13 protein-coding genes are annotated in these 17,986 nt (G+C 71.7%); 6 read left to right on the top strand and 7 right to left on the bottom strand.

Annotation, left to right across the window (positions count from 1 at the left end; all coding sequences use genetic code 11):
• Nucleotides 1–24: 24 nt before the first annotated feature.
• From IE294_RS33340 to IE294_RS33320, 5 genes are all read right to left on the bottom strand, one after another.
• Nucleotides 25–1,401 (bottom strand): alpha-amylase, encoded by a 1,377-nt coding sequence (locus IE294_RS33340; RefSeq protein WP_189892347.1) that lies wholly within the window; start codon nt 1,399–1,401, stop codon nt 25–27.
• Between the two features lie 177 nt (nt 1,402–1,578).
• Nucleotides 1,579–3,297 (bottom strand): glycoside hydrolase family 13 protein, encoded by a 1,719-nt coding sequence (locus tag IE294_RS33335; protein WP_189892345.1) that lies wholly within the window; start codon nt 3,295–3,297, stop codon nt 1,579–1,581.
• Nucleotides 3,298–3,448: 151 nt separating this feature from the next.
• The gene (locus IE294_RS33330; protein ID WP_189892344.1) at nt 3,449–4,354 is read right to left on the bottom strand and encodes a sugar ABC transporter permease; all 906 of its coding nucleotides are present in this window, start codon (nt 4,352–4,354) and stop codon (nt 3,449–3,451) included.
• Between the two features lie 19 nt (nt 4,355–4,373).
• Nucleotides 4,374–5,378, bottom strand: a complete 1,005-nt coding sequence (locus tag IE294_RS33325; protein WP_189892342.1) for a carbohydrate ABC transporter permease — start codon at nt 5,376–5,378, stop codon at nt 4,374–4,376.
• Nucleotides 5,379–5,482: 104 nt separating this feature from the next.
• Nucleotides 5,483–6,757: an extracellular solute-binding protein gene (locus tag IE294_RS33320; protein WP_189892340.1), complete on the bottom strand. Its 1,275-nt coding sequence runs from the start codon at nt 6,755–6,757 to the stop codon at nt 5,483–5,485.
• A gap of 377 nt (nt 6,758–7,134) precedes the next feature.
• Here IE294_RS33320 and IE294_RS33315 point away from each other — a divergent pair, with 377 nt between their 5' ends.
• Together IE294_RS33315 and IE294_RS33310 are read left to right on the top strand one after the other, a co-directional pair.
• Complete coding sequence (locus tag IE294_RS33315) at nt 7,135–8,169, top strand: LacI family DNA-binding transcriptional regulator (RefSeq protein WP_268252826.1); 1,035 nt, start codon at nt 7,135–7,137, stop codon at nt 8,167–8,169.
• 68 nt (nt 8,170–8,237) lie between these two features.
• Complete coding sequence (locus tag IE294_RS33310) at nt 8,238–9,098, top strand: phosphatase PAP2 family protein (RefSeq protein ID WP_189892336.1); 861 nt, start codon at nt 8,238–8,240, stop codon at nt 9,096–9,098.
• Here IE294_RS33310 and IE294_RS33305 read toward each other — a convergent pair.
• Both IE294_RS33305 and IE294_RS33300 read right to left on the bottom strand, forming a co-directional pair.
• Nucleotides 9,080–12,100 carry a bifunctional [glutamine synthetase] adenylyltransferase/[glutamine synthetase]-adenylyl-L-tyrosine phosphorylase gene (locus IE294_RS33305; protein ID WP_189892335.1) on the bottom strand — a complete coding sequence of 1,007 codons (3,021 nt, stop codon included), beginning with the start codon at nt 12,098–12,100 and terminating at the stop codon, nt 9,080–9,082. The genes IE294_RS33310 and IE294_RS33305 overlap by 19 nt on opposite strands.
• 803 nt (nt 12,101–12,903) lie before the next feature.
• Nucleotides 12,904–13,836, bottom strand: coding sequence for a DUF72 domain-containing protein (locus IE294_RS33300; RefSeq protein WP_229917536.1), 933 nt, complete (start codon nt 13,834–13,836; stop codon nt 12,904–12,906).
• A gap of 127 nt (nt 13,837–13,963) precedes the next feature.
• Between IE294_RS33300 and IE294_RS33295 the strand changes: the two genes are divergently transcribed.
• From IE294_RS33295 to IE294_RS33280, 4 genes are all read left to right on the top strand, one after another.
• Nucleotides 13,964–14,851 (top strand): alkaline phosphatase family protein, encoded by an 888-nt coding sequence (locus IE294_RS33295; RefSeq protein WP_189892333.1) that lies wholly within the window; start codon nt 13,964–13,966, stop codon nt 14,849–14,851.
• A 1-nt stretch (nt 14,852) separates the two neighbouring features.
• Nucleotides 14,853–16,106, top strand: coding sequence for an MFS transporter (locus IE294_RS33290; protein WP_189892331.1), 1,254 nt, complete (start codon nt 14,853–14,855; stop codon nt 16,104–16,106).
• Complete coding sequence (locus IE294_RS33285) at nt 16,103–17,122, top strand: TolB family protein (RefSeq protein ID WP_189892329.1); 1,020 nt, start codon at nt 16,103–16,105, stop codon at nt 17,120–17,122. The genes IE294_RS33290 and IE294_RS33285 overlap by 4 nt, the downstream gene beginning before the upstream one ends.
• Nucleotides 17,123–17,156: 34 nt before the next feature.
• Nucleotides 17,157–17,986 (top strand): IS630 family transposase (locus IE294_RS33280; protein WP_189892327.1); only part of this gene is annotated, 830 nt, incomplete at its 3' end.

Below are 17,986 nucleotides of genomic sequence, written 5' to 3'. Positions count from 1 at the left end.
TTCCACGCTCCGTCAGGCGAGGGCTCAGCAGCTCGACTTGCCGGCGTAGAGCGCGAGGGCCGTGTTCGAGCCGAGGGTGGCGGTGAACTGCCCGCTGGAGTTCACCGCCACGGGGGTGTTGTTCTGGACGTTGCAGTACGTCCCGGCCGGGAGGGACGTCTGGTAGGTGCGGGTCAGGGACGAGGACTCGTGGTTGATCGCCACGTAGCCCTTGGTCCCCCGGCCGAACGCGATCGCGTTGTTGCCGTTGTCCCACCAGTTGGTGACCGCCTGTCCGCGGGTCGCGTTACGGAAGGCGACCATGGACTTGATCTCCGGCCAGGCGTGCTGGCACTTCCAGCCGTCCTGCCAGCAGGCGTTCACCTGGCCGCCGTTGGGCGGACCGGCGTCGGCGTCCGACCACTCGTAGCCGGAGTTGACGTCCGGGGCGCCGTACGGCCAGGCGAGCATGAAGACGTTGGCCAGGGTGTAGTCGGCGCCGCTCTTGTAGTTCAGCGTGCTGCCGTTGCGTTCGGTGTCGTGGTTGTCGACGAAGACGCCCGCGACCGAGCTGTTCAGATAACCCCAGCCCTCGCCGTAGTTGGTGAGGTAGGCCAGCTTCTCGCTGGTGAAGACGCGCTTGAGGTCGTAGGCGTAGCGGAACTCCTGGACGTCTCCGTTGCCGGTGTACTCGGAGGGCTGGACGGCCTCTCCCGCGCCGTAGATGACCTCCTGCTTCCAGTAGGCGGACGGGTTGGTCAGGCGGCTCTTGATGTTCGCCAGGTCGCCGGCCGGGATGTGCTTGGCCGCGTCGATGCGGAAGCCGTCGACGCCGAGGGTGAGGAGGTCGTTCAGGTAGCCGGCGATGGTCGTGCGGACGTACTCCTCGCCGGTGTCCAGGTCGGCGAGGCCGACGAGTTCGCAGTGCTGCACGTTCCAGCGGTCGGAGTAGTTCGACACCTGGGAGGTGCAGTCGTCGAAGTCGTGGACCGAGTACAGGCCCGGGTAGTCGTACTTCGTGTACGACGAGCCGCCGGTGCCGGTGCCGCTGCCGGCCGACATGTGGTTGATCACGGTGTCCACGACGACCTTCACACCGGCCGCGTGACAGGTGTTCACCATGTTCCGGAAGGCCGTGCGGTCGCCGAGGCGGCCCGCGATCTTGTAGGACACGGGCTGGTACGACGTCCACCACTGCGCCCCCTGTATGTGCTCGGCGGGCGGGGAGACCTGGACGTATCCGTAGCCGGCGGGACCGAGGGCGGTGGTGCACTCCTTGGCCACCGAGGCGTAGTTCCACTCGAAGAGGACGGCGGTGACGTCCTTGGTGCCGGGCGGGGAGGCCTCGGCGGCCGTCGGGGTCATGCCAACCAGAGCGGCGGCTGTGAGGGCGACCGCCGCGGGGAGGGTTCTGCGTGCCATGTGGGGTTCCTTCGACGTTGAAGGCAACGGGACCGCTGAAGGCGCTTGCTGAAATATTTCAGCAAGCTTGCGGTGACGCAGATGTTAAAGGCCCGCTGGCCGAAAGGCAGCGGGCCGTTGTGAACTTGATGCAAGAACTTTCAGACGGGGCCTCAGAACCGGCCCCGCGTCCGGCTGTCAGTCCGTCGTCGTCCACCAGACGGTGGTGTCGGCGGGCACCTTGGTCTCGCCGTCCGCCTCGGTCACCTCGCCGCTGGTGAGCAGGACGCGGCCGTACGACGGGGTCGTCACCGACTCGCCCGTGGTGTTCGCGACGCACACGAAGTCGCCGCGCCGGAAGGCCAGGACGCCCTCGGGCGCCCGCAGCCACTCCACCGTCTCCCCCGCGCCGAGGTCCGGGTGGGCGCGGCGCGCGCGCAGCGCGGCCCGGTACAGCTCCAGCGTGGAGCCGGGGGCGCCGGTCTGCGCCGCCACGCTCAGCCCGGCCCAGTCGGCGGGCTGCGGCAGCCAGCTGCCGCCGCTGCCGAAGCCGTAGGAGGAGCCCTCGCGGGTCCACGGGATCGGGACCCGGCAGCCGTCGCGGAAGCCGTCCTGGCCGGCGCCCCGGAAGTACGCCGGGTCCTGGCGCACCTCGTCGGGCAGGTCCACGACGTCCGGGAGGCCCAGTTCCTCGCCCTGGTAGATGTACGCCGAGCCGGGCAGGGCGAGCATCAGGAGGGTGGCCGCGCGGGCGCGGCGCAGGCCCAGCTCCCGGTCCCCGGCGGTGCGGATCTGGGTGCCGAGGCCGGGCGGGTTGGCGAAGCGGGTGGCGTGCCGGGTGACGTCGTGGTTGGACAGCACCCAGGTGGCGGGGGCGCCGACCGGGCGCATGGCCTCCAGGGTGCGGTCGATGACCGTCCGCAGCTCCTCCGCGTCCCACTCCGTGCTCAGGTACTGGAAGTTGAACGCCTGGTGGAGTTCGTCGGGGCGGACGTAGTTGGCGGTGCGCTCGACGGTCGGGGTCCATGCCTCGGCGACGAAGATCCGCCCGCCCGTCTCCCACCACCGCCCTTCCGACGAAGGCCCTTCGGGCCCCCTTTTGTCCGCGTACTCGTCGAGGATCGTGCGCCACTGGCGGTAGATCTCGTGCACGCCGTCCTGGTCGAAGAACGGCATGACATCGTTGCCCAGCAGCTTGAGCTGGTCGTGGGCGCCGAGGTCGGGCAGGCCGTCGGCCTTGACCAGGCCGTGGGCGACGTCGATGCGGAAGCCGTCCACGCCCATGTCCAGCCAGAAGCGGAGGATGGAGCGGAACTCGTCGCCGACGGCCGGGTGGTCCCAGTTGAAGTCGGGCTGCTCGGGGGCGAAGAGGTGCAGGTACCACTCCCCGTCGGCCACCCGCGTCCAGGCCGGGCCGCCGAAGATGGACTCCCAGTCGTTGGGCGGGAGTTCGCCGTTCTCCCCCTTGCCGGGGCGGAAGTGGTAGCGCTCGCGGAGCGGGGAGCCGGGGCCCTCGGCGAGGGCGCGCTTGAACCAGTCGTGCTGGTCGGAGGAGTGGTTCGGGACCAGGTCCACGATGATGCGCAGGCCGTGCGCGTGGGCGTCGCGGATGAGCGCGTCGGCGTCCAGCAGCGAGCCGAACATCGGGTCCACGGCGCGGTAGTCGGCGACGTCGTAGCCGGCGTCGGCCTGCGGGGAGGCGTAGAAGGGGCTGAGCCACACGGCGTCGACGCCGAGGTCACGCAGATAGGGCAGGCGGGAGCGTACGCCCTCCAGGTCGCCCATGCCGTCGCCGTTGCTGTCGGCGAAGCTGCGCGGGTAGACCTGGTAGATGACCGCGTCCCGCCACCAGTCGCGGCGGTCGGCGACGGTGACGGCGGAGTGGCGGGCCGGTGCGGCAGGGTGCTGCTGGCTCATGGCGTCCTTGATACGTAACGGGGGCATGGTGGGCGGTCGGTGGGTACGGCGGTGAGGCGGGCCGCGGTGACAGCGGGGTCTGGGGGTCCCCCCGGGTCGAGCGAAGCCGAGAGCTGGGGGAGGCACCGCGGCCGCCTGGTCGGTGCGGGCGTCAGCCCTTGGTGCCGCCGGCGGTGAGACCGGTGACGAGGTTCTTCTGCACGAGGTAGAAGAACACGGTCACGGGTATCGCGATCAGCACCGCGGTGGCGGCCATGTAGTTCCACTGGGCGTCGTGCTCGCTGACGAACGTCTGGAGGCCGACGGCGAAGGTGTACTTGGAGTCGTCCAGCAGGAAGGTGGTCGCGAAGGCGACCTCGCCGACGGCGGTGATGAACGTGTAGAACGCGGCCACGGCCAGGCCCGGCCGGGCCAGCGGCAGGATGAGCCGGAAGAAGGTGCCGAAGGGGCTGAGCCCGTCCACGCGGCCGGCCTCGTCGATCTCGAAGGGGATGGTGTCGAAGTACCCCTTGAGCAGCCACGCGCTGTACGGCACGGCGGTGGTGGAGTTGATGAGGATCAGCGCCCAGTAGGTGTCGATGAGGCCGAGCTCGCTGAAGATCTCGTACATCGGCACGATCAGGATGGCGATGGGGAAGGCCTGCGTGAGCAGCAGGACCCACATCAGCTGCTTGTAGCCGGGGAAGCGCATGCGGGAGACCGCGTAGCCGGTGGTGGCGGCGACGAAGACACCGATGAGCGTCGTGCCGAGGGCCACGATCATCGTCGACTTGAACCAGTCGAGGAACCCGGTGTGCTCCAGCACGAAGCTGTAGTTGGAGAAGCTGAACTTGCCCGCGATGTCGGCCGGGTGCAGGTAGTCCTCCTTGTCCGGGCCGAGGGACAGGTAGAACAGCCAGGCCACCGGGGCCAGGGCGATCAGGCTCGCCACGGCGAGGCCGCCGTGCAGCAGGGCGGCGCCGACCGGGCCGCGCTCGCCGCGCCGGCGCACGCGGCGCCGGGGCGCGGCGGCGGGGGCCGGGGCGGTCTCGGTCTTGTCCAGGGTCGTGGTGCTCATGGCGGCGGCTCCTGCGGCGTCAGACGGCGAGCTGGTCATTGCGCTTCAGCCAGCGGAAGTAGAAGGAGGTGAAGACGGTCAGGATCGACAGCAGCAGCACGCCGTACGCGGCGGACTGGGCGAAGTCGCGCGGCTGCTGGCCGAAGCCGAGCTGGTAGGCCCAGGTGACGAGGATCTGGGCGTCCGGGGCGGAGTTCTTGCCGAACAGCAGGAAGATGATGACGAACTGGTTGAAGGTCCAGATGACGCCGAGCAGCACGACGGTGGAGCTGACCGAGCGCAGGCCGGGCAGGGTGACGTGCCGGAAGCGCTGCCAGGCAGTGGCGCCGTCCATCTCGGCGGCCTCGTAGAGCGAGGAGTCGATGGACTGGAGGCCGCCGAGCAGGGACAGCATCATGAACGGCACACCACACCAGGTGTTGACCATGATCGCGGAGAACCGCTGCCAGAAGGTGTCCTCCAGCCACTCCGGCTGGGGCAGGTGGAGCGAGCCGAGGATCTGGTTGAGCACGCCGGAGTCGGCGAGCATGATCCGCCAGGAGAAGACGGTGACGAAGGTCGGCACGGCCCACGGCAGGACGAGCAGCAGCCGGTAGGCGGTACGGCCGCGCAGCTTCTGGTTGAGCATGAGCGCGAGACCGAGACCGATGCCGTAGTGCAGGGCGACGCAGGCGACCGTCCAGAACACGGTCCACAGGAAATGCGACCAGAACCGGTCGTACGCCGTCGGGCCGAACAGGATGTCCCGGTAGTTGTCCAGGCCGATGAACTTGTAGGTGGCGTCGATGTGGTTGACGCCGATCGTGCGGGCCGAGTTCAGGCTGTTGGCGTCGGTGAGGGTGAGGTAGAAGCCCCGCACCAGCGGGTAGCCCACGAGGACGCCGAGCACGACGACCACCGGGGCGATCATCGCGTAGGCGTACCAGTACTTCTGCAAACCGTTCCGGACGCGCTGCCCCAGCCCGGGCCGCGGCGCGCGGTCACCGCGGCGCTTGCCGGTCGCGCGGTCGATGGCGACTGTCATGGTTCGACACCTTCAAGAGATCAAGGGGTTGGGCCGGGCACAGGGCGGTGGCCGTCGGATCCTTCCCCCCGTTCGCTCAGGAAGGATCCGACGGCCACGCGGGCTTACTTGCTGAAGCCGCTCACCAGCTTGGAGATGGCCAGCTCGGCGTTGCCCAGGCCCGTGTCCAGCGACTCCTTGCCGCTGGCGACCTTGGGCAGCTCGGTGTCGAGCGGACCCCACAGGGAGCTGTACTCGGGCAGCGCCGGGCGGGGCTGGGCGGCGGCGAGGACGCCCTGGTAGCCGGCGATGCCCGGGTCGGCCTTGACCTTGTCGGTGTAGGCGTCGGAGCGGGTGGGCAGGGTGGAGTTCTTCAGGGCGATGGTCTCCTGGGACTGCGCCGAGGTCATGAACTTGACGAACTTCAGCGCCGCCGCCTGGTGGGCCTTGTCCGAGCCGGCGTAGACCGAGAGGTTGTGGCCGCCGGTCGGGGCGCCCGCCTTGCCGGCGGAGCCGGCCGGGACGGTGGCGATGCCGAGGTTGGACTTGTCCTGGAAGGCGCTGCCCTTGTAGAAGTTCGTGATCTCCCAGGGGCCCTGGATGATCGCGGCGACCTTGCCGTTGACGAACGCGTCCTGGATGTGGGCGTAGGCGTCGGCGGTGGCGTCGGCCTTGTGCAGCCCCTTGCCGGAGAACAGGCTCAGCCAGGTGCCGTAGCCCTTCTTGGCGGCGGGCGAGTCCACGGTGATCTTCTTGGCGGCGGCGTCGACGGTGTCGGTGCCCTCGCCGTACAGGAAGGGCTGGGCGTAGTAGGCCTGGGTGGAACCCCAGTAGCCGTCGGCCCCGGCCTTGTCCTTGATCTTGGCGGCGTCGGCCTTCAGCTCGTCCCAGGTCTTGGGGGCCTCGGTGATGCCGGCCTTCTTGAACAGGGCCTTGTTGTAGACCAGCGCGAGGGTGTCGGTGACCAGCGGCACGCCGTAGGTCTTGCCCTCGTACTGGGCCTGCTTGATCAGGTTCGGCTCGAACTTGCCCTGGTCGGCGAGGGCCTCGGTGCCGTCGAGGGGCAGGAAGAAGCCCTTCTTGGCGAAGGCGGGGGTCCAGCCGACCTCGGAGCGCAGCACGTCCGGGGCGCCCTTGGCGCCGGCCGCGGTGTCGAACTTGTTCTGCGCCTGGTCGAAGGGGACGTTGACGTACTTGACCTTGACGTCCTTGTTGCCAGCCTCGAACTGCTGGATCAGGGCCTTGTACGCCGGCGCCTCATTGGTGGCGTTGGAGGTGTCCCACCAGGTGATGGTGACCGGGCCGTCCGACTTCCCGCTGTCGCTGTCGCTCCCGCCGCACGCCGTCGCCGTCAGGGCGAGGGACGCCACCAGCGCGGAGGCCGCTATGCCACGCCGCATGAGTTCTCCTTGAGGGTAAAGCCCGAGTGGTACAGGGGACGGTCCCGTCCGCCCCTGCGACTTGCCGACTGCGCCGTTGCCGCGGCCGGGCGACTGGGAACGTAACAGCCATGTAAGCGTTGCGAAAGACCTTGCAGAAAAAAAGTGCAAGGGGACACGATGGTTACCCCGTCGTGACCAGCCGTCGACCACGGCGCAACCCAGTGGTGCTGGCGCTGAGCGGCGATGACGACAGGTGTGCAAGACTTGCAAGCTCTTGCCACCGAGAATCCCGAGGGAGCGCGATGACGCAGCAACCCACGGCAGGCCGTGCGCCCGCCCGCGCCCGGCGTCCGGCCGGTGTGCAAGGAGGGATACGACCGGTACAGTCCAGTGCCGTGACCACACGGCTTGCGGACATCGCCGCGCAGGCGGGGGTGAGCGAAGCGACCGTCAGCCGGGTCCTCAACGGCAAGCCCGGAGTCGCCGCCACCACCCGCCAGTCCGTGCTCGCCGCGCTGGACGTGCTGGGCTACGAGCGCCCGGTGCGGCTGCGGCAGCGCAGCGAGGGCCTGGTGGGCCTGATCACGCCGGAGCTGGAGAACCCGATATTCCCGGCCCTGGCCCAGGTCATCGGCCAGGCGCTGACCCGTCAGGGCTACACGCCGGTGCTCGCCACCCAGACCCCGGGCGGATCGACCGAGGACGAGCTGACCGAGATGCTGGTGGACCGCGGGGTCGCCGGGATCATCTACGTCTCCGGGCTGCACGCGGACACCACCGCCGACATGCAGCGCTACGAGCGGCTGCGTGCCCAGGGCGTGCCGTACGTGCTGGTGGACGGGTTCTCGCCGAAGGTGCAGGCGCCGTTCATCTCCCCCGACGACCGGGCGGCGATGGCGCTGGCGGTCACGCACCTGGTGTCGCTGGGGCACACCCGGATCGGGCTGGCGCTCGGACCGAAGCGGTTCGTGCCCGTGCAGCGCAAGATCGAGGGCTTCGTCCGCGCGGTGCAGGACCAGCTGGGGCTGCCCGCCCAGACCGTCGAGACGGAGTTGGTCCAGCACTCGCTGTACACCCTGGAGGGCGGTCAGGCGGCGGCGACGGCGCTGATCGAGCGGGACTGCACGGCGGTGGTCTGCGCCAGCGACATGATGGCGCTGGGCGCGATACGGGCGGCCCGGCAGCGGGGCCTGGAGGTACCCCGGGACGTGTCGGTGGTCGGGTTCGACGACTCCCCGCTGATCGCCTTCACCGACCCGCCGCTGACCACGATCCGCAAGCCCGTCCCGGCGATGGGGCAGGCGGCGGTGCGCACGCTGCTGGAGGAGATCGGCGGGACACCGGCACCGCACAGCGAGTTCGTGTTCATGCCGGAACTGGTGGTGCGCGGTTCCACCGCTTCGGCGCCGAATGTCCTCCGTACGTCGTAGAAGGTGCGCCGCGGACCCAACCTTGGGATGATCGGCCGAGGAAGCCTTGTCTGGCAGACTTTGTGCCTATGAGTGACTCGACCGTGACAGAGCCGGAAGGTCGCGAGGAGGTGGCCGTTCCGCGGCCCGTCACGGGCGAGGTCCCACGCGGTCCGCTGGGCCGGCTGCGGCGGCCGAGGCGGCCCCGGCTGTGGTTCGAGATCCTTTTGATCGCGGTGAGTTACTGGACGTACTCACTGATCCGCAACGCCGTGCCGGAGCAGCGGTCCGCGGCGCTGCGCAACGCGGACTGGATCTGGCGCACCGAGCACGCGCTGGGCATCGCCGTCGAGCAGTCCGTCAACCACGCCGTCAACTCGGTGACTTGGCTCATCATCGGGATGAACTACTACTACGCCACACTGCACTTCGTCGTCACCATCGGGGTGCTGGTGTGGCTCTACCGATGGCATCCCGGCCGCTACGCGGCGACCCGGATGGTGCTGTTCGCGACCACGGGCGTGGCCCTGGTCGGTTACTACCTGTTCCCGCTCGCGCCGCCCCGGCTGATGCGCGGCGGGCGCTTCGTGGACACCGTGATGGCCCACCACACCTGGGGCTCGATGGCCTCCGGCGACCTCAAGCACATGTCGAACCAGTACGCGGCGATGCCGTCGATGCACATCGGCTGGTCGCTGTGGTGCGGCCTGACGGTCTTCGCGCTGGCGTCGGTGCCGTGGGTGCGCGTGCTGGGGCTGCTGTATCCGACGGCCACCCTGCTGGTGATCGTCTCCACCGCCAACCACTTCTGGCTGGACGCGGTGGGCGGTGTGCTCTGCCTGACCTTCGGGTTCACGGTGGCCCGGGTGTGGTACGGCAGCCTGCCGCACGCGCTGCCCCGGCTGGTCCCGGCCCGGACCCCCGCGCCCGCTCAGGCCCTGTCGCCGTAGAACAGCTCCTCCACCACCGTGCGCGCCCGGCGCGTGGTACGGCGGTACGCGTCCAGCATGTCCCCGGCGTGCCCGGCGCCGTAGCCCAGGTAGCGGCCCACGGCGGCCAGCTCGCGCGGCTCGGTCGGGAAGGTGTCCCCGGCCCGGCCGCGGACCAGCATGACCGCGTTGCGCACCCGGGTGGCCAGCACCCACGCCTCGTCCAGGGTCTCCGCGTCCTCGGCGGACAGCAGCCCGGCCTCGCGGGCGGCGGCCAGGGCCTGGCGGGTGCGGGTGGTGCGCAGGCCCGCCTCCCGGTGGCCGTGGCGCATCTGGAGGAGCTGGACCGTCCACTCCACGTCGGACAGCCCGCCGGGGCCGAGCTTGGTGTGCAGCTTGGGGTCGGCGCCGCGCGGCAGCCGCTCGGACTCCATGCGGGCCTTCAGCCGGCGGATCTCGCGGACCCCGTCCTCGGTGAGGCCTGTGGCCGGGTGGCGCAGCGGGTCGATCAGCTCGACGAACCGCCGGCCCAGGTCCGCGTCGCCGGCGACCGGCTCGGCCCGCAGCAGCGCCTGTGACTCCCAGACCAGGGACCAGCGGCGGTAGTACGCCTCGTACGACTTCAGGGTGCGCACCAGCGGGCCCGACTTGCCCTCCGGGCGCAGGTCGGCGTCGATGAGCAGCGGCGGGTCGGCGCTGGGCAGCTGGAGCAGGCGGCGCATCTCGGCGACGACCTTGTTCGCGGCGGCCGACGCCTCGTGCTCGTCCACGCCGTCCTGCGGCTCGTGCACGAACAGGACGTCCGCGTCGGAGCCGTAGCCCAGCTCGTGCCCGCCGAAGCGGCCCATCCCGATGATCGCGAACCGGGTGGGCAGGGTGTCGCCCCAGCCCTCCCGGACCACCGCGCGCAGGGTGCCCGCCAGGGTCGCCTTGGTGAGGTCGGAGACGGCCGCGCCGACCCGGTCCACCAGGGCGCCCTGGTCGGCCTCGGCGGGGCTGGTCTCGGTGCCGTAGGAGCCGACGATGTCGGCGGCGGCGGTGCGGAACAGCTCACGGCGGCGCACGCCACGGGCCGCGGTGACACCCTGCGCGGCGTTCTCCGCGCGGCCCACGGCCGCCAGGATCTCCTGCTCCAGCGCGGCCCGCTGCCGCGGCGCGAGGCCGCCGCCGAGCGCCGCGGGGCCCGCTCCGCTGCCGTCGCCCAGCAGGGCCACCGCCTCGGGGGCGCGCATCAGCAGGTCGGGGGCGAGGCGGCCCGCCGACAGGACGCGGGCCAGGTTCTCGGCCGCCGCGCCCTCGTCGCGCAGCAGGCGCAGGTACCAGGGGGTCTTGCCGAGCGCGTCGGAGACCTTGCGGAAGTTCAGCAGGCCGGCGTCCGGGTCGGCGGAGTCCGCGAACCAGCCGAGGAGGACCGGCAGGAGGGTGCGCTGGATCGCCGCCTTGCGGGTCACGCCGGAGGCCAGGGCCTCCAGGTGGCGCAGGGCGGCGGCCGGGTCGGCGTAACCGAGCGCCACCAGGCGTTCGCGGGCCGCCTCCGGGCGCAGCCGGGCCTCGCCGGGGGCCAGTTGGGCGACCGCGTCGAGCAGCGGGCGGTAGAAGAGCTTCTCGTGCAGCCGGCGTACGACGCCGGTGTGCCGCTTCCACTCGCGGTTCAGCTCGGCCACCGGGTCGGCGCGCAGGCCCAGGGAACGCCCGAGGCGGCGCAGGTCCGGCTCCGCCTCGGGCACGAGGTGGGTGCGGCGCAGGCGGTAGAGCTGGATGCGGTGCTCCATGGAGCGCAGGAAGCGGTACGCCTCGTCCAGGCGGGCGGCGTCCTCGCGGCCGACGTAGCCGCCCGCGGCGAGGGCCGTCAGGGCGTCCAGGGTGGTGCCGCTGCGCAGGGCGGGGTCGGTGCGGCCGTGCACCAGCTGGAGGAGCTGGACGGCGAATTCGACGTCCCTGAGGCCGCCGGGGCCCAGCTTGAGTTCGCGGTCGATCTCGGCCGCGGGGATGTTCTCGACCACCCGGCGGCGCATCTTCTGCACGTCCGCCACGAAGTTCTCGCGGTCCGCCGCCTTCCAGACGAGGGGTTCGAGGGCGTCGATGTACGCCTGGCCGAGCGCCCCGTCCCCGGCCACCGGGCGGGCCTTGAGCAGGGCCTGGAACTCCCAGGTCTTCGCCCAGCGTTGGTAGTAGGCGAGGTGGCTGCTGAGGGTGCGCACGAGGGGGCCGTTGCGGCCCTCGGGGCGGAGGTTGGCGTCCACCGGCCAGATGGAGCCCTCGACGGTGGTTTCCGAACAGATCCGCATCAGGTGCGAGGCGAGTTTCGTCGCGGCCTTCAGCGCCTGGGGTTCGGGGACGCCCTCGGCCGGCTCCGCCACGAAGATCACGTCCACGTCGGAGACGTAGTTCAGCTCGTGGCCGCCGCACTTGCCCATCGCGATCACCGCGAGGCGGCAGGCGGCGGCGTCCTCCGGGGCCGCGCGTTCGGCGAGGGACAGGGCCGCGCGGAGCGTGGCGGTGGCCAGGTCGGCGAGCTCCGCTGCCGCCTCGGCGACGTCCGTGGTGCCGCAGACGTCGCGGGCGGCGATGGAGAGCAGGCAGCGGCGGTAGGCGACGCGGAGCGAGACCGGGTCGGCGGCCTCCGCCAGGCCGCGCTCGAACTCCGCGACACCCGGGTGGAGGTCGTGCGGCTCGTAGGTGACCAGGGCCTGCCAGTCGCCGGGGTGGCGGGCGAGGTGGTCGGCGAGGGCGGCGGAGGCGCCGAGGATGCCGAGCAGGCGGTCGCGCAGGGGCTTGGCCGCGATGAGGGTGTCCAGCAGTTCCCGGTGGGCGGTGGGGGTGGGCTGGGCCTCCAGGAGGCGGACCAGGCCGTGCAGGGCGAGGTCGGGGTCGGCGGTGGCGCCGAGGGCTTCGAGGAGGACGGGGTCGTCGCGGACGGGGGCCAGTTCGGGGCCGTCGAGGAGGCGTTCGGCGGCGGACGGGTCGGTGAAGCCGTGCCGCAGCAGACGGGTGAAAGTGCTGCTTCTGCGCCCCGGCGTCATGTCCGTGGTCTCCCCTCGGATCCGCTGTCGTCCTGGCCAGAGCCTATCCGGAGGGGGCGGGGGGTGGGTCGGCGGTTGTGGCGGACGGGGTTGGGGGGCCGGGGTGCGGTGCGGGGTGCTGTCCGGCGGTTGCGGGGAGGGGGGCGGAAGCCGCGCCCATGGCGACCGCCGCCCTCCGCCCGGAAGCCCCACCCGCAGGGGCCCTCGCCCCGGCACACCCCCGAAGCCTGCGGCACTGCCACCCCGGCAGACCCCCAGCCCTCTCGGCATCCCGGCCCCGGCCGGCCCCACCAGCCCCTTCCGCCAGACGGCACCCACCGTCGACGGGAGCCGGTCCGCGCCGGGCAACCGGTCCGCGCCGGGCAACCGGACCGCGCCGGGCAACCGGACCGCGCCGGGCAACCGGACCGTGCCGGGCAACCGGTCCGCGCCGGGCGGCCGGACCGTGCCGGGCAACCGGTCCGCGCCGGGCAGCCAGTCCGCGCCGGGCAGCCAGTCCGCGCCGGGCAGCCAGTCCGCGCCGGGCAGCCAGTCCTATGCCTGCGGCGGCCCGTCCGGGTGGGACGTGGCTCGGGTCGCGCCTGCCGTTGGGTGGGGGTCGGGGCCGCGCCGGGTGGTGTCCGTCCTCGGTCCGGCGGGCTGTTGCTCGTGCAGTGCCGGGGTTTTCGCCGGCCGCTGCGGGCGGACACCACCCGACACGTCCCCTTCCCGCCGTGCGCGAGTGCGGGCCGTCGTGGGTTCCCGCGCGACCTCCTGCCTCGGTTGGCCCCGCCGTGGGCCCCTGCGGGACGTCCCGTTCCCTGTCACGCCGTGCGCGAGTGCGGGCCCTCGGGGGTTCCCGTGTGCCCTCCTGCCTCTGCCCATCCTGCCTCGTGCGGGGTGGATCGGCGCTGCTGGTGGGGGAGGCTCGTCGTCAGGAGGTCGTGCAGGGTCTGGGCCGCCCTCGGGGCCGCGTCTCCGCAGCAGTTGTTGAAGAGGACGTGCACCTCTTCGGCCTGGGCGGCTGCCTGCCGGATGGGGGGCAGCCAGGCGGAGAGTTCCTGCTCGGTGTAGCTGTGGCGGAAGCGGTCCTCCTTCGTGCCCTTTCCCCAGTGGGGGCTGCGGCCGTGGAAGCGGATCAGGTGCAGGTGGGGGGTGGTGACGGGGGCGGGGGGCGGGGCGTCGGGGGTGTCCGTGGCCACCGCCGTCGCGTTCAGGTCGCCGAGGAACGCCGCCGTACGGGCTGCCTGGGCGGGGTGCCACCAGGCGGGGTCGCGGAACTCGACGGCGAACGGCCAGTCGTGGGCGCGTTCGCGGGCCGTGCGGATGAATGCCTCGGCCTCCGGGCCGGGGGTGAGGGAGGGCGGGTACTGGAAGAGGAGGGTGCCCAGGCGGCCGGCGTCGCGGAGGGGGGCCAGCGCTTCGGCGTAGCGGGTCCAGACCTCCGTGCGCAGGGCCTCGTCGCGGGGGTGGTCGCGCAGGTCCGCGGGGAGCGTGGCGGGCCGGGTACGGTGGCCGGTGAGCAGGGAGAACGCCTTGACGTCGAAACGGAAGCCGGGAGGCGTGCGTTCGGCCCAGAGGGCGGCTGTGCGCGGGGCCGGGAGAGCGTAGTACGGGGAGTCCGCCTCGACGAGGGGGAAGCGCGTGGCGTAGTGGCGTAACCGCTTCTCGGCGTCCCGGTGGCCGGGTGGGTACCAGCCGCTCCGGAGCAGCGCCGGGTCGGTCCAGCCGCACGTGCCGATGAGGATGTCCGCCATGCGGGCGTGGGTACCCGCCGTTCACCGGGTTTTCACCCGTGGGGTTGGCCGACGTGGGCCATGGGCACATTGGCGTGAGCATGCTCTGTCCGCACCGCCAGCCGCCCATCCCTACCCGGAGGTTGAAGTGTCCGGCAGTTCCGTGTACCGCCGTGCCCGCGCCGTCGTGGCGTCCGCGGCAGCCCTCGCCGCAGCCGCGGTCGGGCTGTGGACCGGGCTCGGCGAGGGGTCCGCGCACGCCGCGGGCGCTGTGCCCAGCCCGGACCACGTGGTCGTCGTGGTCTTCGAGAACCATGCCTACAGCCAGGTCATCGGCTCCTCCAGCGCGCCGTACATCAACTCGCTGAAGGCGGGGGGTGCCAACCTGACCCAGTCGTACGCCGAGACCCACCCCAGCCAGCCGAACTACTTCGCGCTGTTCTCCGGGTCGACGCAGGGGATCACCGACGACAGCTGCTACACCCCGGGGTTCTCCTCGGCGCGCAACCTCGCGTCCGAGCTGATCGCCGCCGGCCGCACCTGGGCCAGCTACAACGAGACGCTGCCGAGCCAGGGCTCCACGACGTGCAGCAGCGGCACCTACGCCCGCAAGCACAACCCCTGGTTCGGGTTCAGCAACGTACCGACGTCGACCGCCAAGACGTTCGCCCAGTTCCCGACGGACTACTCGACGCTGCCGCAGATGTCGTTCGTGGTGCCGAACCTGTGCAGCGACATGCACGACTGCTCGGTGTCCACCGGTGACACCTGGCTGAAGAACAACCTGGGCGCCTACGCGACCTGGGCCAAGACCCACAACAGCCTGCTCGTCGTCACCTTCGACGAGGACAACCGGCTGAGCGGGAACAAGATCCCGACCGTGTTCTACGGGCAGCCCGTCGCCGCCGGGTCCAGCTCCTCGACCACGTACAACCACTACGACCTGCTGCGCACCCTGGAGGACTCCCAGGGCCTGACCACGCACGCGGGCAACGCGGCCTCCGCCCAGGACATCACCGGGATCTGGGCGTCCTGACGTGTACGTAGCGGACAGCCGTACGAGTACGTCCGCTCAGGGTGCCGTCCGGCCTTCGGCCGGGCGGCGCCGTGCGGCGGTCGCGCCGACCGTGCTCGCGCTGGGGACGGTGAGCCTGGTCACCGACGTCTCCTCGGAGATGGTGACGGCGGTGCTGCCGTTGTACCTGGTGAGCGGTCTGGGTCTGTCGCCGTTGGGGTTCGGGCTGCTGGACGGCGTCTACAACGGGTTCTCGGCGCTCGTGCGCCTGGTGGGCGGGCACTTCGCCGACCGGGGCGGCGGGCGGCACAAGTGGGTCGCCGGGCTGGGGTACGGCATCTCGGCCGTGTGCAAGCCGCTGCTGCTGGTGGCGCACGCGCTGACCCCGATCGGGCTCGTGCTCGCCGCCGACCGGACCGGCAAGGGGCTGCGCACGGCACCCCGGGACGCGCTGATCTCGCTCGCCAGTACGCCGGAGACACGCGGGCGGGCCTTCGGGGTGCACCGGGCGATGGACACGGCCGGGGCCCTGCTCGGGCCGCTGGTGGCGTTCCTGATCCTGCGGGCCACCGTCGACGGGTACGACGCGGTGTTCACCGTGAGCTTCTGCGTCGCCGTGCTGGGTGTCCTGGTGCTGGTGCTCTTCGTGCCGGGCGGGCGGGGTGACGCGGTCCCGGCCGAACGGCCGACTCTCCGCGCGGCCCTCGCCCTGCTGCGCGGCCGTGATCTGCGCCGGATCACCGTGTGCGCGCTGCTGCTGGGCCTCGCCACGGTCAGCGACTCCTTCGTCTACCTGCTGCTCCAGCGCCGCCTCGGCGTCCCCGACCGCTGGTTCGCGCTGCTGCCGCTCGGCACGGCCGCCGCCTTCCTGCTGCTGGCGGTGCCGCTCGGCCGGCTCGCGGACCGGGTGGGCCGCTGGACGGTCTTCCTGGCCGGCCACGGCGCCCTGCTCGTCGTGTACGCGCTGCTGCTCACCTCCTGGCACGGCACGGGCCTGCCGTACCTCGTGCTCGCCCTGCACGGCGGCTTCTACGCCGCCACCGACGGGGTGCTGATGGCCGCGGCCTCGGACAGCGTGCCGGAACGGCTGCGCTCCTCCGGGCTGGCCGTCGTACAGACCGGGCAGGCGCTGACCCGGTTCGCCTGCTCGCTGCTGTTCGGCGCGGCCTGGACGGTGTGGGGCGACCGGGCGGCGCTGGCGGGCGCGGCGGTGGCGCTGGCCGCGTGCGCCGCGTTCTCCCTCACCCTGCGCCCGAAGGGAACGGTGCCCGCATGACCGTACGCACCCGCATCCTGATCCTGGTCTCCGCCGTCGCCGTGCTGGCGGCGGTCGGGCTGGCGTCGGTGCTGCACGCCTCCGCGCGGGCGGACCGCCGGGACCAGGCGCAGGCGGGCGGGCCGCGCGTCACGCCGGGGACGGTGACGCTGCGCCGGCCGGGGCGGCTCGTGTTCCGGAACATGGCGTGGGGGCCGCACCGCGACGAGCTGACCAGCGTCCCGGCCTCCGCGCCGGACGCGCCGCGCACCGCGTCCGGCCTGAAGTGCCTGCGGTTCTACGCCGCCTCGGGCACCGGCGTGTGCCTCCAGGCCGTGCACGGGCCCGTCTCGGACACCTACCGCGCGCTGATCCTGGACGCGCGCCTGCGGACCGTGGCCCGCTACGACGTGCCGGGCATCCCCTCCCGCGCCCGGGTCTCCCCCACCGGGCACTTCGCCGCGTGGACGGCGTTCGTGGGCGGCGACTCGTACGCCGGGACGGACTTCTCCACGCGCGCGGCCATCGTGGACACCCGCGACGGGAAGCTGATCCCGTCCCTGGAGTCCTTCCGGATCGTCAAGGACGGGCGTCCGTACCGGGCGGCGGACGCCAACTTCTGGGGAGTGACGTTCGCGGCCGACGACCGCACGTTCTACGCGACGCTGGCCACCAAGGGGCGGACGTACCTGGTCCGCGGCGACCTGCGCCGCCGTACGGTCACCACGCTGCACGCCAACGTGGAGTGCCCGTCCCTGTCGCCGGACGGCACCCGGGTCGCGTACAAGAAGCGGGTCGCGGGGCTGCCGAAGGACGCGCCCTGGCGGCTGTACGTCCTCGACCTGCGCACGATGCGCGAGACCCCGCTCGCCGAGCCGCGCAGCGTGGACGACCAGGCGGTGTGGAAGGACACCCGTACCCTCGTGTATGCGCTGCCCGGGGACTACGGCGCCGACCTGTACGAGGTCCCGGCGGACGGCTCCGGACGGCCGCACCGGATCAGCACGGCGGCGGTGTCACCGGCGTACCTCGGCTAGTGTCCTGCGCCGGTAGTCCGTCGTTAGATCCAGCATGAGTTCTTCTGCCGGGGTGCCGCGTCGTGGCCCGAAGCTGCAACCGCTGCTGCTCGCGGATGACGAGCGTGCTGTCCTTGAACGCTGGACCCGGCGGGCGAACTCCGCCCAGGCTCTGGCGTTACGGGCGCGCATCGTGTTGGCCTGTGCAGGCCGTGACATCCCACCCATCGTCCAGGTGGCCCGGGACCTGCGGATTTCCGCGGACACGGTCCGCAAGTGGCGTCGGCGGTTCCTGGCCGAGCGGCTGGACGGCCTGGCCGACGAGCCCCGGCCGGGCCGGCCGCCCACCATCGGTGTCGATCAGGTCGAAGCGGTCGTGGTCGCCACCCTGGAAGAGATCCCGAAGAACGCCACGCACTGGTCGCGGAAGTCGATGGCCGAACACAGCGGCCTGTCGAAGTCCACCGTCGGCCGGATCTGGCGGAGATTCCAGCTCAAGCCGCATCTGACGGACACCTTCAAGCTGTCGACGGACCCGCTGTTCGTGGAGAAGGTCTACGACGTCGTCGGGCTGTACTTCAACCCGCCCGAGGGCGCGGTGGTCCTCTCGGTGGACGAGAAATCCCAGATCCAGGCCCTGGACCGCTCCCAGCCCGTGTTGCCGATGATGCCCGGCATGCCTGAGCGGCGCACCCACGACTACGTCCGCAACGGCCTGACCACGCTGTTCGCCGCATTCGACGTCGCCACCGGCGAGGTCATCAGCTCCCTGCACCGCCGACACCGGGCGGCGGAGTTCAAGAAGTTCCTGACCCGGATCGACAAGGAGGTCCCTGCGCACCTGCAGATCCACCTGATCTGTGACAACTACGGCACCCACAAGAC

The organism is Streptomyces canarius, assembly GCF_014650735.1.
Taxonomy (GTDB): domain Bacteria; phylum Actinomycetota; class Actinomycetes; order Streptomycetales; family Streptomycetaceae; genus Streptomyces; species Streptomyces olivaceoviridis.
Note: the sequence above shows the minus strand (reverse complement) of the source record. Positions and strands in the feature narration are given on the sequence as shown.

What these genes read in the sequence shown, in the direction of transcription:
- IE294_RS33340 (WP_189892347.1), bottom strand. Translation starts at nt 1,401, where the DNA reads ATGGCACGCAGAACCCTCCCCGCGGCGGTCGCCCTCACAGCCGCCGCT.
- IE294_RS33335 (WP_189892345.1), bottom strand. Translation starts at nt 3,297, where the DNA reads ATGAGCCAGCAGCACCCTGCCGCACCGGCCCGCCACTCCGCCGTCACC.
- IE294_RS33330 (WP_189892344.1), bottom strand. Translation starts at nt 4,354, where the DNA reads ATGAGCACCACGACCCTGGACAAGACCGAGACCGCCCCGGCCCCCGCC.
- IE294_RS33325 (WP_189892342.1), bottom strand. Translation starts at nt 5,378, where the DNA reads ATGACAGTCGCCATCGACCGCGCGACCGGCAAGCGCCGCGGTGACCGC.
- IE294_RS33320 (WP_189892340.1), bottom strand. Translation starts at nt 6,757, where the DNA reads ATGCGGCGTGGCATAGCGGCCTCCGCGCTGGTGGCGTCCCTCGCCCTG.
- IE294_RS33310 (WP_189892336.1), top strand. Translation starts at nt 8,238, where the DNA reads ATGAGTGACTCGACCGTGACAGAGCCGGAAGGTCGCGAGGAGGTGGCC.
- IE294_RS33305 (WP_189892335.1), bottom strand. Translation starts at nt 12,100, where the DNA reads ATGACGCCGGGGCGCAGAAGCAGCACTTTCACCCGTCTGCTGCGGCAC.
- IE294_RS33300 (WP_229917536.1), bottom strand. Translation starts at nt 13,836, where the DNA reads ATGGCGGACATCCTCATCGGCACGTGCGGCTGGACCGACCCGGCGCTG.
- IE294_RS33285 (WP_189892329.1), top strand. Translation starts at nt 16,103, where the DNA reads ATGACCGTACGCACCCGCATCCTGATCCTGGTCTCCGCCGTCGCCGTG.